This is a genomic window from Curtobacterium sp. MCJR17_043 (genome assembly GCF_003224315.2).
Taxonomy (GTDB): Bacteria; Actinomycetota; Actinomycetes; order Actinomycetales; family Microbacteriaceae; genus Curtobacterium.
In genome coordinates this window covers 1941628-1956051 of record NZ_CP126259.1, presented here as the reverse complement: position 1 = coordinate 1956051, position 14424 = coordinate 1941628, and the positions used below count along the sequence as shown (strand labels likewise).

At 71.5% G+C, this 14424-nt stretch carries 8 protein-coding genes and 7 pseudogenes; 9 read left to right on the top strand and 6 right to left on the bottom strand.

Annotated elements, in window-relative coordinates:
* Positions 1 to 14: 14 nt before the first annotated feature.
* The 5 genes and pseudogenes from DEJ15_RS10085 to DEJ15_RS19525 form a co-directional block, all read left to right on the top strand.
* Positions 15 to 1179: pseudogene (locus DEJ15_RS10085) on the top strand (HRDC domain-containing protein); the annotation flags it as partial.
* A gap of 273 nt (positions 1180 to 1452) precedes the next feature.
* Positions 1453 to 2665 (top strand): annotated as a pseudogene (locus DEJ15_RS10080) (thiolase family protein).
* A gap of 2 nt (positions 2666 to 2667) precedes the next feature.
* Positions 2668 to 3822 (top strand): enoyl-CoA hydratase/isomerase family protein, encoded by a 1155-nt coding sequence (locus DEJ15_RS19535; protein ID WP_502866092.1) that lies wholly within the window; start codon positions 2668 to 2670, stop codon positions 3820 to 3822.
* Positions 3713 to 4456, top strand: coding sequence for a hypothetical protein (locus DEJ15_RS19530; protein WP_502866091.1), 744 nt, complete (start codon positions 3713 to 3715; stop codon positions 4454 to 4456). The genes DEJ15_RS19535 and DEJ15_RS19530 overlap by 110 nt, the downstream gene beginning before the upstream one ends.
* The gene (locus DEJ15_RS19525; protein WP_502866090.1) at positions 4348 to 4809 is read left to right on the top strand and encodes a hypothetical protein; all 462 of its coding nucleotides are present in this window, start codon (positions 4348 to 4350) and stop codon (positions 4807 to 4809) included. The genes DEJ15_RS19530 and DEJ15_RS19525 overlap by 109 nt, the downstream gene beginning before the upstream one ends.
* A gap of 150 nt (positions 4810 to 4959) precedes the next feature.
* Here DEJ15_RS19525 and dxs read toward each other — a convergent pair.
* The 5 genes and pseudogenes from dxs to dut form a co-directional block, all read right to left on the bottom strand.
* Positions 4960 to 6895, bottom strand: a pseudogene (gene dxs / locus DEJ15_RS10070) (1-deoxy-D-xylulose-5-phosphate synthase).
* A gap of 128 nt (positions 6896 to 7023) precedes the next feature.
* Positions 7024 to 9861: an aconitate hydratase gene (locus DEJ15_RS10065; RefSeq protein ID WP_110825455.1), complete on the bottom strand. Its 2838-nt coding sequence runs from the start codon at positions 9859 to 9861 to the stop codon at positions 7024 to 7026.
* 129 nt (positions 9862 to 9990) lie between these two features.
* Positions 9991 to 10569, bottom strand: a pseudogene (locus DEJ15_RS10060) (DUF3159 domain-containing protein); the annotation flags it as partial.
* Between the two features lie 233 nt (positions 10570 to 10802).
* Positions 10803 to 11420 (bottom strand): DUF3710 domain-containing protein, encoded by a 618-nt coding sequence (locus tag DEJ15_RS10055; RefSeq protein WP_502866163.1) that lies wholly within the window; start codon positions 11418 to 11420, stop codon positions 10803 to 10805.
* A gap of 217 nt (positions 11421 to 11637) precedes the next feature.
* A pseudogene (dut, locus tag DEJ15_RS10050) lies at positions 11638 to 12085 on the bottom strand (dUTP diphosphatase); the annotation flags it as partial.
* Between the two features lie 32 nt (positions 12086 to 12117).
* Between dut and DEJ15_RS10045 the strand changes: the two are divergent.
* Together DEJ15_RS10045 and DEJ15_RS10040 are read left to right on the top strand one after the other, a co-directional pair.
* Positions 12118 to 12267, top strand: a pseudogene (locus DEJ15_RS10045) (hypothetical protein); the annotation flags it as partial.
* A gap of 76 nt (positions 12268 to 12343) precedes the next feature.
* Positions 12344 to 12688: a DUF3093 domain-containing protein gene (locus tag DEJ15_RS10040; protein WP_284174929.1), complete on the top strand. Its 345-nt coding sequence runs from the start codon at positions 12344 to 12346 to the stop codon at positions 12686 to 12688.
* Between the two features lie 73 nt (positions 12689 to 12761).
* On the opposite strand, the pseudogene DEJ15_RS10035 reads toward DEJ15_RS10040, so the two are convergent.
* Positions 12762 to 13063: pseudogene (locus tag DEJ15_RS10035) on the bottom strand (DUF4193 domain-containing protein).
* Between the two features lie 254 nt (positions 13064 to 13317).
* Between DEJ15_RS10035 and sepH the strand changes: the two are divergent.
* The gene (gene sepH, locus DEJ15_RS10030) at positions 13318 to 14109 is read left to right on the top strand and encodes a septation protein SepH (protein WP_284174927.1); all 792 of its coding nucleotides are present in this window, start codon (positions 13318 to 13320) and stop codon (positions 14107 to 14109) included.
* Entirely contained in the window at positions 14106 to 14348 is a 243-nt protein-coding gene (locus DEJ15_RS10025) for a hypothetical protein (protein ID WP_284174925.1), read from the top strand. The genes sepH and DEJ15_RS10025 overlap by 4 nt, the downstream gene beginning before the upstream one ends.
* Positions 14349 to 14424 lie beyond the last annotated feature (76 nt).

The window sequence follows — 14424 nt, the reverse complement described above, 5'->3', positions numbered from 1 at the left end:
ACGCCACCGTCCACGTGATCGAGCGCCGCGAGGAGTACCTCGACGCCGTGGCGCGCATCGCCGCCGGCACCGGTCCGGTCGCCGTCGACGCCGAGCGTGCCAGCGGCTACCGCTACTCGCAGCGGGCCTACCTGATCCAGGTGTTCCGCCGCGGCTCCGGCTCGTTCCTGTTCGACCCCATCGCGATCGGTGACTTCAGCGACCTGCAGGCCGCGATCGTCGACGAGGAGTGGGTGTTCCACGCCGCGTCGCAGGACCTGCCGTGCCTCCGCGAGGTCGGCCTCGTCCCGACCCGCATCTTCGACACCGAGCTCGGTGCCCGGATCGCCGGCTTCCCGCGTGTCGGACTCGGCGCGGTCGTCGAGCAGCTCCTCGGCATCACGCTCGCGAAGGCCCACTCCGCCGCGGACTGGTCGACCCGTCCGCTCCCGCAGGCTTGGCTCGTCTACGCCGCCCTCGACGTCGAACTGCTCCCGGACCTGCGCGACTCCCTCGCCGAGGTGCTGGAGGCGGCCGGCAAGACCCGGATCGCGGAGGAGGAGTTCGCCGCCGTCCTCGCCCGTGCCCCGAAGCCCCCCGCGTGCCGAGCCGTGGCGGCGTCTCTCCGGGATGAACGTGCTCCGCGGTGCCCGTGCCCTCGCGATCGCACGGTCGCTGTGGCAGGCACGCGACGCCTACGCGCAGGAGACCGACATCGCGCCGGGCCGGACCATCCCGGACTCCGCCATCGTCGCCGCTGCCGCCGCCGCTCCGTCCTCGCGGGCGGAACTCGGCGCACTGAAGACCTTCACGGGCCGCGCCAGCCGGTCGGAGCTCGACCGTTGGTGGGCCGCGGTCGAGGAAGGCCGGACCACCGAGGACCTGCCGCGCCTGCGTGGCGGGGGTGAGCCGAGCCTCCCGCCGCCCCGCGCCTGGGCCGACCGCAACCCGGACGCGGACCGTCGGTACCGCGCCGCGCGGGCCGCCGTCACGGCCCGGGCCGCCGAGCTCGACCTGCCCGTCGAGAACCTGCTCACCCCGGAGACGCTCCGTCTCGTGTCGTGGAACCCGCCGGCGACCGTCGCGACGGAGACCGTCGGTGCCACGCTCGCGTCGCACGACGCCCGGCCGTGGCAGGTCGAGGAGACCGCGTCGGTCATCGCACACGCGTTCGAGGTGGCAGCGGACCGGTCCGTCGCGGACCCGGCGGCAGTGGTCACCGCGACCACGGTTTCCCGGCCGGACGGCGAGCCGGACGACGCGGCGCTCGACGCCGCTCAGCAGGGTGACGCCGCTCTTGTCGCAGACGGACAGCCCGACGCCGCCACCGGGACGACCGGCTCGTAGGAACCGCCCAACCGACGTGCCGCCGCTCAGCCGGGGGTACTAGCGTCGGAGCGTCGCCGGGCGAGGCCCGGCCAGGTCGGGGCGACAGGACCCCCGGCCCGATCGTTGTGGATCTGGAGGCTCGCATTGCCGAAGACATCAGACGTCGTGTTCGTGGACGGTGTCCGCACACCGTTCGGCCGCGCCGGTGAGAAGGGCGTCTTCTGGCGCACCCGTGCCGACGACCTGGCGGTGCACGCGATGCGCGGCCTGCTCGACCGGAACAGCTCGCTGGACGGTGCCGCCGTGGACGACGTCGCGGTCGCCGCGACGACCCAGCAGGGCGACCAGGGTCTGACCCTCGGGCGCACCGTCGGCATGCTGGCCGGTCTGCCGAAGTCCGTCCCCGGCTACGCCATCGACCGGATGTGCGCCGGCGCGATGACGAGCGTCACGACCCTGGCCGGCGCGATCGCGTTCGGCGCCGCCGACGTCGCCATCGCGGGCGGCGTCGAGCACATGGGCCGCCACCCGATGGGCTTCAACGCCGACCCCAACCCCCGCTTCGTCGCGGAGCGCATGGTCGCCCCGGACGCGCTCGTGATGGGCAACACCGCCGAGCGCCTGCACGACCGCTTCCCCGCGATCACGAAGGACCGCACCGACGCCTTCGCCGTGCAGTCCCAGCAGCGCTACGCCGCCGCCTGGGGCGCCGGCAAGCTGCAGCCCGACGTCGTCCCCGTCGAGGTGAACACCGGCCAGGGCTGGGACATCGTCTCGAAGGACGAGCCGCCCCGTCCGGGCACCACCCTGGAGGCCCTGGCTGCGTTGAAGACGCCGTTCCGCCCGCATGGACGGGTCACCGCCGGCAACGCCGCGGGCCTGAACGACGGCGCGACGATGAGCCTGCTCGCGTCCGAGGACGGCGCGAAGCAGCACGGCCTGCCGACCAAGATGCGCATGGTGTCCTTCGCCTTCGCCGGCGTCGAGCCCGAGGTCATGGGCGTCGGTCCAGTGCCCGCGACCGACAAGGCGCTGCGGAAGGCCGGGCTGTCGATCGACGACATCGGTCTGTTCGAGATCAACGAGGCGTTCGCCGTGCAGGTGCTCGCGTTCCTCGACAACTACGGCATCCCACAGGACTCCCCCGAACGTGAACGCCTGGGGCGGCGCCATCGCCGTCGGGCACCCCCTCGCGTCGAGTGGCGTCCGCCTGATGACCCAGCTCGCAGCGCAGTTCGCCGAGCGCCCGGACGTCAAGTACGGCATCACGACGATGTGCATCGGGCTCGGCCAGGGCGGCACGGTCATCTGGGAGAACCCGAACTTCAGCAAGAGCGCGGCACGGAAGGCGGCCTGACCATGACCATCGCACCGACCGACCAGTTGACGGCCCTGAGCGAGGACGAGGTCGTCACCCACTCGTACGTCAAGCACGTCGCGCTGCCCTCCGGCGGCACCCTCGCGCTCATCACGCTCGACAACGGCAAGGACTACAAGCGACCCTCGACGCTCGGGCCGCGCACGATGCGTGAGCTGTCCGACGTGCTCGACGGGCTCCGCGCTTCGGCGGCGGCGGGCGACATCCAGGCCGTCGCCGTCACCGGCAAGGAGTACTGCTTCGCCGCGGGCGCCGACCTCTCGCAGGCTGCCGCACTGCCCTCGCGCGAGGTCGCGCACGAGCTCGGCGTCCTCGGGCACGCCACCCTCCGCAAGTTCAGCGAGCTCGGGGTCCCGTCGTTCGCGTTCGTCAACGGCATCGCGCTCGGCGGCGGGCTCGAGGTCGCGCTGCACTGCACGTACCGCGTGTTCTCGTCCGCCGCGCAGGGCATCGGGCTGCCCGAGGTGTTCCTCGGCATCATCCCCGGCTGGGGCGGCGCGACGCTGCTCCCCCCGGCTCATCGGTCCCGAGAAGGCCCTCCGGGTCATCGTGGAGAACCCGCTGAAGAACAACCGCCTGATGGACGGCAAGGCCGCGGTCGAGCTCGGCATCGGCGACGCGCTCATCCCGTCGGTGACGTTCCTGCCGTCCGCGGTCGCCTGGGCCGACGGCGTCGTGGCGGGCCGGACCAAGGTCACGCGGAAGAACGAACCCGGGATGCTCGAGAAGGCAGCCTGGGGCACGGTCGTCAAGGTCGCACGCAGCCAGGTCGCGTCGAAGATCGGCACGGTCCCGAAGTCCCCGTTCCGTGCGCTCGACCTCGTCGCAGCGGCGAAGTCGGGATCGCTCGACGAGCGGTTCGCGGGCGAGGACGACGCCCTCGCCGACCTCCTGGCCGGCGACCAGTTCGCCGCGTCGATGTACGCGTTCGACCTCGTGCAGAAGCGGGCCAAGCGTCCCGTCGGTGCCCCCGAGGGCGTCGACGCGAAGAAGACCACGAAGGTCGGCGTCCTCGGTGCCGGGCTCATGGCGTCGCAGTTCGCCCTGCTCTTCGCCCGCCGTCTCGGTGTGCCCGTCGTCATCACCGACGTGTCGCAGGAGCGGGTCGACGCGGGCGTGGCGCGGATCGCCGGTGAGGTCGCGAAGCTCCTCGAGAAGGGCCGCATCTCCCCCCGACGACGCGAACCGCATCACCGGGCTCGTCTCCGGGTCGGTGTCCTACGACGCGTTCGCCGACGCCGATTGGGTCATCGAGGCGGTCTTCGAGGAGATGAGCGTCAAGCAGGAGGTGTTCCGCAAGATCGAGCAGGTCATCGCGCCGGACGCGATCCTCGCGACGAACACGTCGTCGCTGTCCGTCGACGAGATGGCCTCGGTCCTGACGAACCCCGAGCGTCTGGTCGGCTTCCACTTCTTCAACCCGGTCGCGGTGATGCCGCTGCTCGAGGTGGTGCGGGCGGCGAAGACCTCCGACGAGGCACTCGCCACCGCGCTCGCGGTCGCGAAGGCCCTGAAGAAGACGGCGATCGTCACCGCCGACCAGCCGGGCTTCGTCGTCAACCGGGTGCTCGCCCGGGTGCTCGGCGAGGCCATGCGCGGCGTCGAGGAGGGCACCTCCTTCGAGACCGTCGCCGAGGGGGGCCGCTCCCCTGGGCCTGCCGATGTCGCCGTTCGAGCTGCTCGAGCTCGTCGGCCTGCCCGTGGGCGCGCACGTGCTCGACTCGCACCACGCTGCGTGGCCGGAGCGCTTCTACCCGGGCGACGGACTGAAGCGGATCGCCGAGCACGGCACGATCCTGACCCGCGACAAGAAGGGCAACGCGACCGGGTACGACCCCGCCGCCGTGAAGCTCGTCGCGCCGTCGAAGAAGGACGCGAAGCCGGTCGACGCTGCCGAGATGCAGCGCCGGTTCGAGGACGCCCTGGCCGACGAGGTGCACCGCATGCTCGAGGACCACGTGGTCGAGCACGTCGAGGAGATCGACCTCGGGCTCATCCTCGGCGCGGGCTACCCGTTCCAGGCCGGCGGCATCAGCCCGTACCTCGACCGCAGCGGAGCCTCGGAGCGCGTCTTCGGCGGCACGTTCCACGAGCCGCGGATCGTCGGCCCCGCGAGCCGCTAGCCCGGCGCCAGCCGGACCCGCACAACAGGAACCGCCTCGAACCACGGACGTCCGTGGTTCGAGGCGGTTCCTGTTGTGCGCGGCCGAAGTGCGCCACGGCTGCGGCTGCGGGCGCGGGTCGGCGGGGTCCGCCCGGGCAGCGCCCGGCGTTCAGCGCTCGGCGGACTCCCGCGAGCGGGCCGGCTTCGCCTGGGGCACCTTCGTGCCGACGACCTGGTCGATGACGTCGCGGGCGATGGCCTGCGCCGTCAGCCCGGCGTCAGCGAGGATCTGGGTCCGGCTGGCGTGGTCGATGAACTCGTCCGGGAGTCCGAGCTCGTTCACACCGGTGTCGACCCCGGCAGCGCGGAGGTCCTGCCGCAGCCGGGTGCCCACACCGCCGACCCGGACGCCGTCCTCGATGGTGATGACGAGTCGGTGGTCGCGGGACAGGTCGATGAGCGACACCGGGATCGGGACGACCCAACGCGGGTCGACGACGGTCACGCCGATGCCCTGCGCCTCGAGGAGCGCCGCCGCCTCGATCGCGGTCGGCACCATCGACCCGACGGCCACGACGAGGACGTCCGGTTCCTGGTCGTCGGCGGGCCTCCGGAGCACGTCCACCCCGTCCGCCAGCCGTTCGACCGCGGGGATGTCCGGTCCGACCTGGCCCTTCGACCACCGGAGCACGGTCGGGGCGTCGTCGACGGCCACGGCCTCCCGGAACTCCTCGCGGAGGGTCGCAGCGTCGCGCGGGGCGGCGATCCGGATGCCGGGCACGACCTGCAGGAGCGCGAGGTCCCACATGCCGTGGTGCGACGGACCGTCGGGGCCGGTGATGCCCGCGCGGTCGAGCACGAACGTGACGCCGGCCCGGTGCAGGGCGACGTCCATGAGCACCTGGTCGAACGCGCGGTTGAGGAACGTCGCGTAGAGGGCGACGACGGGGTGCAGACCGCCGTAGGCGAGCCCTGCAGCGGTCGTCACGGCGTGCTGCTCGGCGATGCCGACGTCGTAGACACGGTCGGGGTGCGCCTGCTCGAAGAGGTGCAGGCCGGTCGGCCGGAGCATCGCGGCCGTGATCGCGACGATGCGGGGGGTCCTCGTGCCCGACCTCGGCGAGGGTGGTCGCGAAGACCGAGGTCCACGACGGACCCGACGACACGTCGAGCGACTCCCCGGTCTCGGGGTCGATGTGCCCGACGGCGTGGAACTGGTCCGCCTGGTCGCGGAGCGCCGGCGCGAAGCCGTGGCCCTTCTCCGTGATGGCGTGCACGATGACCGGGGACCCGTAGCCCTTCGCCTGCCGGAGCGCCGCCTCCATCGCCTGCTGGTCGTGCCCGTCGACGGGGCCGACGTACTTGATGTCGAGGTTCGAGTACAACGCCTCGTTGTTCGTGAACCGGGACAGGAACCCGTGCAGGCCACCCCGGAGTCCCCGGTACACCGCTCGGCCGGGCGCCCCGAAGAGGTCGGCCGCCGCACGGCTCTTCTCGTACAGCGTGCGGTACTCACGACGGGTCCGCACCGAGCTGAGGAAGCGGGCCATGCCGCCGATCGTCGGCGCGTAGGACCGGCCGTTGTCGTTGACGACGATGACCAGTCGACGGTCGTTCTGGTCGGAGATGTTGTTGAGCGCCTCCCAGGTCATCCCGCCGGTGAGGGCACCGTCGCCGACGACGGCGACGACCGTGCGGTCGCTCTGCCCCGTCTGCTGGAACGCGCGGGAGATCCCGTCCGCCCAGGACAGCGACGACGACGCATGCGAGGACTCCACGATGTCGTGCTCCGACTCGCTCCGCTGCGGGTACCCGGCGATCCCGCCACGCTCGCGGAGGTGCGAGAAGTCCTGCCGTCCGGTGACGAGCTTGTGCACGTAGGACTGGTGCCCGGTGTCGAACACGATCGGGTCGTGCGGCGAGTCGAACACGCGGTGCATCGCGAGCGTGAGCTCGACGACGCCGAGGTTCGGCCCGAGGTGCCCGCCGGTCTTCGCGACCTCGGCGACCAGGAAGCTGCGGATCTCCGCTGCGAGGCCGGTCATCTGCGCGTCGGAGAGACGCTTCAGGTCGCGCGGCGACGTGATGCTGGCGAGCAGGCTCACGGGCGATCCTTTCGTGCGGTGTCGGCCCACTCTATGCGCGTGACCCGACAGCAGACGGGCGGCCCGCCACCAGCTGGTGACGGGCCTCCCGGAGGTGTCGTGCTCGCGTCGACGACCGCGTCGGGATGTCAGACGAGCGACCGGAGGACGTACTGCAGGATGCCGCCGTTGCGGTAGTAGTCGGCCTCGCCCGGGGTGTCGATGCGGACGACCGCGTCGAACTCGACCGTCTGCTTGCCGGCGGGCGAGTGCTCGCTCGGCTCGGCGGTGACGTGCACCGTCTTCGGCGTGGTGCCCTCGTTCAGCGCGGTGAGCCCCGAGATCGAGATGACCTCGGTGCCGTCGAGCCCGAGGGACTCGATCGACTCACCAGCGGGGAACTGCAGCGGGACGACGCCCATGCCGATGAGGTTCGAGCGGTGGATGCGCTCGAAGCTCTCGGTGATGACCGCCTTGACGCCGAGGAGGCTCGTCCCCTTCGCCGCCCAGTCGCGGGACGACCCGGAGCCGTACTCCTTGCCACCGAGGACGACGAGCGGGATGCCCTGCGCCTGGTAGTGCTCGGACGCGTCGTAGATGAACGACTGCGCGCCGTCGGGCGTGGTGAAGTCGCGGGTGTAGCCGCCCTCCACGCCGTCGAGGAGCTGGTTGCGGAGGCGGATGTTCGCGAAGGTGCCGCGGATCATCACCTCGTGGTTGCCGCGACGCGAGCCGTAGGAGTTGAAGTCCTTGCGGTCGACGTCGTGCTCGGCGAGGTACCGCCCCGCCGGGCTGTCGGCCTTGATGGAGCCGGCCGGCGAGATGTGGTCGGTCGTGACGGAGTCGCCGAGCTTCGCGAGCACGCGGGCGCCCGAGATGTCGGAGACCGGGTCCGGCTGCATCGTCATGCCGTCGAAGTACGGGGGCTTCCGCACGTAGGTCGACTCGCTGTCCCACTCGAAGGTGTCGCCCGTCGGGGTCGGCAGGTTCTTCCACCGGTCGTCGCCCTCGAACACGGAGCCGTACTCGTGCGTGAACATGTCGGTGTCGATCGACGCGTCGATGACCTGCTGGACCTCGGCCGTGTCGGGCCAGATGTCCTTGAGGAAGACGTCGTTGCCCTCGGTGTCGGTACCGAGCGCGTCGGTGTCGAAGTCGAAGTGCATCGACCCGGCGAGGGCGTACGCGATGACCAGCGGCGGGGAAGCCAGGTAGTTCATCTTCACGTCGGGGTTGATGCGCCCCTCGAAGTTGCGGTTGCCGGAGAGCACGGCGGTGACGGCCAGGTCGTTGTCCTGCACGGCCTGCGAGATCTCCTCGGGAAGCGGGCCCGAGTTGCCGATGCAGGTGGTGCAGCCGTAGCCGACCGTGTAGAAGCCGAGGTCCTCGAGGTAGGTCGTGAGGCCGGCCTTCTCGTAGTAGTCGGTGACGACCTTGGAGCCGGGCGCGAGGGTCGTCTTGACCCACGGCTTGGCCTTGAGGCCCTTCCGAGATGCGTTGCGCGCGAGGATGCCCGCGGCCATCATCACCGACGGGTTCGACGTGTTCGTGCAGGACGTGATCGCGGCGATGGCGACGGCGCCGTGGTCGATCGTGAACGGGTCGCCATCGGCGATCGCGACGGACGTCGGCTTCGAGACCGAGCCGGGAGCGCTGGAGGCGTGCACCGGCACCTCGGACGCCGGGGCGTCCTGCAGGTCGTCGACGGCGTGCTCGTCACCCGGGGCCGCGGCGACCGGGTCGGACGCCGGGAACGTGTCCGCGACGGCCTTGTCCTCTTCGGTGTGGTCGATGCTCGCGTAGTTGGCGAGGTCGACCTCGAACTGGTCCTTCGCCTCGGTGAGGACGATCCGGTCCTGCGGGCGCTTCGGCCCGGAGATCGACGGGACGACCGTGGAGAGGTCCAGCTCCATGTACTCGGAGTAGACGGGCTCGACCGAGGGGTCGTGCCAGAGGCCCTGCGTCTTCGAGTACGCCTCGACGAGGGCGATCTGCGCCTCGTCACGACCGGTCAGGCGCAGGTAGTCGAGCGTGACGTCGTCGACCGGGAAGATCGCCGCCGTGGAACCGAACTCGGGGCTCATGTTGCCGATGGTCGCGCGGTTCGCGAGCGGGACCGCACCGACGCCCTCGCCGTAGAACTCGACGAACTTGCCGACCACGCCGTGCTTCCGGAGCTGCTCGGTGATCGTGAGCACCACGTCCGTCGCGGTCACACCGGCGGGGATCTCGCCGGACAGCTTGAAGCCGACGACCTTCGGGATGAGCATCGACACGGGCTGGCCGAGCATCGCCGCCTCGGCCTCGATGCCGCCGACGCCCCAGCCGAGCACGCCGAGGCCGTTGACCATCGTGGTGTGCGAGTCGGTGCCGACGAGGGTGTCCGGGTAGGCGTAGGTCTCGCCGTCGAAGTCGCGCGTGTAGGTGACCTTCGCCAGGTACTCGATGTTCACCTGGTGGACGATGCCGGTGCCCGGCGGGACGACCTTGAAGTCCTCGAACGCCGTCTGACCCCAGCGGAGGAACTGGTAGCGCTCCCCGTTGCGCTCGTACTCCAGGTCGGTGTTGCGCTGGAGGGCGTCGGTGCTGCCGAACAGGTCCGCGATGACGGAGTGGTCGATGACCATCTCGGCCGGCGAGAGCGGGTTGATCTTGTTCGGGTCGCCGCCGATCTCGGCCATCGCCTCGCGCATGGTGGCGAGGTCGACGATGCACGGGACGCCGGTGAAGTCCTGCATGACCACGCGGGCCGGGGAGAACTGGATCTCGGTGTCCGGTTCGGCCTCGGGGCGCCAGGAGCCCAGCGCGCGGATCTGGCCCTCGGTGACGTTCGCGCCGTCCTCGGTGCGGAGCAGGTTCTCGAGCAGCACCTTCAGGCTGTAGGGCAGCTTCTCGTGCCCGGGCACCCGGTCGATCCGGTGGATCGCGTAGTCGACACCCCCAACCGAGAGCGTGTCCTTCGATCCGAAGCTGTTGACTGCAGCCACTGTGCCGCCTCCTGAGTTGATCGGTGTGCCCTCATCCTCGCGGGCCGCGGGACGTCCCACCAGCAAGGTGAACCTAAACCCGAGGACGCCGTCGTGCCCGGGCGGAAGTGTCTTGACGTCGAGACAACTCTACACCGCGGCCGGTTCGTCCCGGACGAAGACGGTCCGGACGAGCAGCCACGTCACCCAGAGCAGCGCGGCGTACAAGGGCACGCCGGCGATGAGCTTGATGCCCGCGAGCAACTCGACCTGCGCGGTCAGCCAGAGCGGGATCTCGAAGGCGAGGCGGAAGGCGAACAGTCCGGCCCACATCCACGTCGCGACCGTGAGCACCCGACGCTTCGCCGGGTCGTCCCGCCAGTCGTGCCCGTCCTCGTCGCCCGGGACGAGGAGACCGACGACCAGGCCGATGAGCGGTCGCCGGATCGCCAGGGTCACGAGGATCACCGCGAGGAACACCGCGTTGATGACGATGCCCGGGATGAAGTTGCTCTCCGCCCGGCCGGTCAGCAGCGCGAGGCCCGCCGAGATCGCGACACCGAAGATGCCCGCGAAGGACATCATGATCGACTGCCGCTGCACCAGACGGAGCACCACGAAGACGAGCCCGATCGCGACCGGGACGACGACGCTCGGCACGACCTCCTTCGTCACCGCGTAGACGATGAGGAACGCGAAGCCGGGCAGCACCGACTCGGCGAGCCCGCGCACCCCGCCGACCGCGGTCAGCAGGGCCCTGCCCGACGGCGCCTCTCCCGGGGCGACCTGCCCGATGCCGGCGCTCCGTACGGCGTCCCGGAGCTGGGCCTGGAGCGAGAGCGGCTCCGCCCGCTCCTCGGCGTACGGGTCGCGCTCGGGCGCGACCCCGTCCGGACGTGGGCGGTCGTCGTGGTCCGTCACCGGGCCTCCAGGCTGGGTCGAGCGTTCGGCCGGCGGCCGGGTCAGATGGTCGACTGCGTCGACTTCGGCATGTGCAGCGGGATGAGGTCGCGCGGCGGCATCGGCGTCGTGCCCCGCACGACGACGACGCTGCGGAACAGCTCCTCGATGTCCGCGGAGTCCTCGGGTCGGTCGGCTGCCTTGCCGGCGATCACCCCGCGGAGGAACCAGCGCGGGCCGTCGACGCCGACGAACCGGGCCGCGCGGACGCCGTCCGTGACGCCGGCGCCGCCGACGACGGGGACCTGTGCGCGGAGCTCGGGGCCGAAGGGGCCGTCGACCTCGGTCACGACACCGCCCTGCTGCTCGATCTGCTCGGCGATCTGCGCGCGGATCTCGTGCCAGAGACCGGTGGTCCGCGGGGCGGCGAACGGCTGCACCTGCAGGGTGGACTCGTCGAAGTCGAGCCCGACCGCGACGACGCGCTTCGAGTCCTCCTCCACCTCGAGCCGGAGGTGCAGGCCCTCGCGCGGCAGGATCTTCACGCCGCCGAGGTCCACGTAGGGTCGCACGAGGTTCGCCTCGGTCTCGTCGAGCGGGCCGTTCTCGCTGCGGTCGGCGGGGGGCGGACTTGTCGGTCGACTCGGTGGCGAGCACCTCGTCCAGCCCGGCGTCGGCATCGTCGGCGAGTTCGATCTCGGGCGTCGGCCCGGCCACCTCGACGTCGTCCACCACGGCCTCGGCGACCTCGACCTCGTCGCGCTTGCGTCGTCCGATCCTCATGACCGCGTCCCTTCTCGACCCTGTTCGTGCATGTCGACGGGCGTCGCCGCGCCGTCGTGTCCGTCGGTGCCCGCGTCCCGTCGGGCGTCCCCCCACGCCGTAGACGCCCGGGTGCCCGCCCTGGTCGTCACGGTAGCCCGACGAGCCGAAGCCGTCCTGGCCGCGGACGCTCTCCGGCAGGTCGGCGACCCGTGTGAACGTCACCCGCGGGACGGGGAGGACCACGAGCTGCGCGATCCGGTCTCCGACCTGGACGGCGTAGGGCTCGGTGGCGTCCGTGTTGAGCAGCGCCACCTTGACCTCGCCGCGGTAGCCGGAGTCGATCGTGCCGGGGGGCGTTGACGATCGTGATGCCGTGCTTCGCCGCGAGCCCGCTCCGGGGCACCACGAACCCGACGTGCCCCTCGGGGAGGGCGATCGCCACACCGGTCCCCACCAGGCGCCGCTGTCCGGGCGCGAGGACGAACGCCTCGGCCGAGACGAGGTCGGCCCCGGCGTCACCGGGTTTCGCGAAGACGGGAGCGGCATCCCCGGTCCAGAGCACGTCGACTGCATCGGTCACGAGTCGAGGGTAGTGCAGACCGTGACCGATCCGTGACCTGGCTCGGAGCACGCAGCGATGCATGGTCGAATGGAGGGGTGACCGTGTACCGCGAACGACTGTGGGCGCCGCCCGCCCTGTACCTGGCGACGGCGCTCGTCGTCCCCGCGAGCCTCCTCGTGTTCCTCCCCATCAGCGTGACGGCCGGTGTCGTCGTCGCGATCGGGATGGAACTCGCCGTGCTCGTGCTGCTGTGGGTCCTGGCCCCCCGTCATCGAGGTGACCGAGACCGAGTTCCGTGCGGGCCGGGCACACCTGCCCCGCACCGCGGTGGGTGCCGTCGAGGGCTTCACGGGCGCAGCCGCCACGAGCCAGCGCGGCCCGCAGCTCGACGCGCGGGCGTGGACGCTCTTCCGCGGCTACGTGCACGGCGTGGTGAAGGTCGAGGTCCGCGACGACGCCGACCCCACGCCCTACTGGCTCGTGAGCGTGCGGCACCCGGATGCCGTCACCCGCGCACTCACCGGCTCCGCCGCCACCCCCCGGCAGCGACCGGCGCTGACGCCTCGCCGGGGCGGCGCCAGCAGCCCGACGCAGGACCTGCCGACGCGCAGGACCTCCTGACATGCAGGACGGCCCGCATCCGACTGGATGCGGGCCGTCCTGCACTCGGCAGCGTGCGCCGGCGCTCGTCGCCCTACAGAGCGGCGCACTCCATGCACACGGGGCCGAGCTTCGTCTCGTGGTCGAGCTGCGAGCGGTGCTTCACGAGGAAGCACTCCACACACGTGAACTCGTCGACCTGCGGGGGGGAGGACCACGACGTCGAGGTCGACGTCGCTGAGGTCCTGCCCGGCGAGTTCGAAACTGCCGGGGTTGTCGGAATCGTCGTCGACGACCCCCCGACATCTTGTCGGGAACGCGCTCCTTGAGGGCCTCGATCGACTCCGAGTCAGAGTTGTCGTCGGTCTTCCGAGGGGCGTCGTAATCGGTGGCCATGCCCATCCATTTCTCGTATCGAGAGGGTCGTCGCCGGAATCGGCGGCGACAGTTTGCACCACGGCCCGTCCGAGTGCAAACCGGAGCGAGGGGCGGTGCGTTCTGGCCGTGCAACCCGGCGCACGTCTGCGCCATTCCCGGAGTCGATGACCTGCGCGCGGCACGCCGTGCGCCTCCCCCGGAAACTGCCCGGACGGCCTGCATACTCCTCGGGTACGACGCACGACCGTACGCAGGCAGCGGAAGGCGGAACCATGCAAGACGTGAGAGTCATCGGAGTCGAATCCGGGTCGCTCCTCCTCGCGACCGACGGCGGGACCGAGTTCCGGCTGCCGGTCACGGCGTCCCTCGCGGGTCAGGTCCGGCAGGCGAACCCCGAGTCCGGTCCGCAGAAGCGCGTGTCCCCGAAGGACGTGCAGGCGCGCATCCGCAGTGGCGCCGACGCCGCGGACGTGGCCGCCGCGCTCGGGGTCGAGGTCGACTACGTCCGGCGCTTCGAGGGCCCCGTCCTCGCCGAGCGCGCGTTCATCCTCGACGCCGCCCGACGTGTCGGCGTCACCCCGGTCGACGACGCATCGCCGGACACCTTCGGCCCGGCCATCACCGCCCGGCTGGAAGCAGGCGACGCCACGGACATCGCGTGGTCCAGCTGGAAGCACGTGGAGAACGGCTGGCAGGTCCAGGTCCGGTACACCGCGGCCGAGGTCGAGCACGACGCGCAGTGGCGCTTCGACCCGAAGACCGCGACGCTCGTGCCGGACAACGGGGACGCCCACCGGCTGTCCCACACCGAGGACGAGGGCATCGCTCCCCGACTCCGCGCCGTCGAGTACGAGCGCCAGGACGAGGACGGCACCCGCTTCGACTCCGGGGCCTTCCACGTCGAGGAGCCAGCCGCCGCGGACGAGACCACGGCCGCGGAACCCGCCGAGCGCGCTCCGCTCCGCCCGCCGCTCCCCCCGGATCGGTACCGCCTACGTCGAGGAACGCGCGCCCGGCAACGAGACCGCCGACCTGCTCGAGGCGCTCCGCCGTCGCCGCGGTGAGCGCGAAGCCGCCTCGTTCCCCGAGCAGCAGGACGCACCGCGCGGTCCGGCCGTCGGCGTGGTCGACATCCCCCCTGCACGGCGCGGACGACTCCGACACCGCCCCGCAGCCCGAGGCCCGTCCCGCCGCCACGAGCGACGGCGACGCGCGCCAGGACCGGCGCAAGCGCAACCGCCGCGCGATGCCGAGCTGGGACGAGATCGTCTTCGGCACCCGTCCGGACGACGACACCGTCTGACCCCGGCCCGCCGTCCGACGGGAGGCCCGTCCCACCTCGGTGGGGCGGGCCTCCCGTCGTCCCGTGCCCGTGCCCG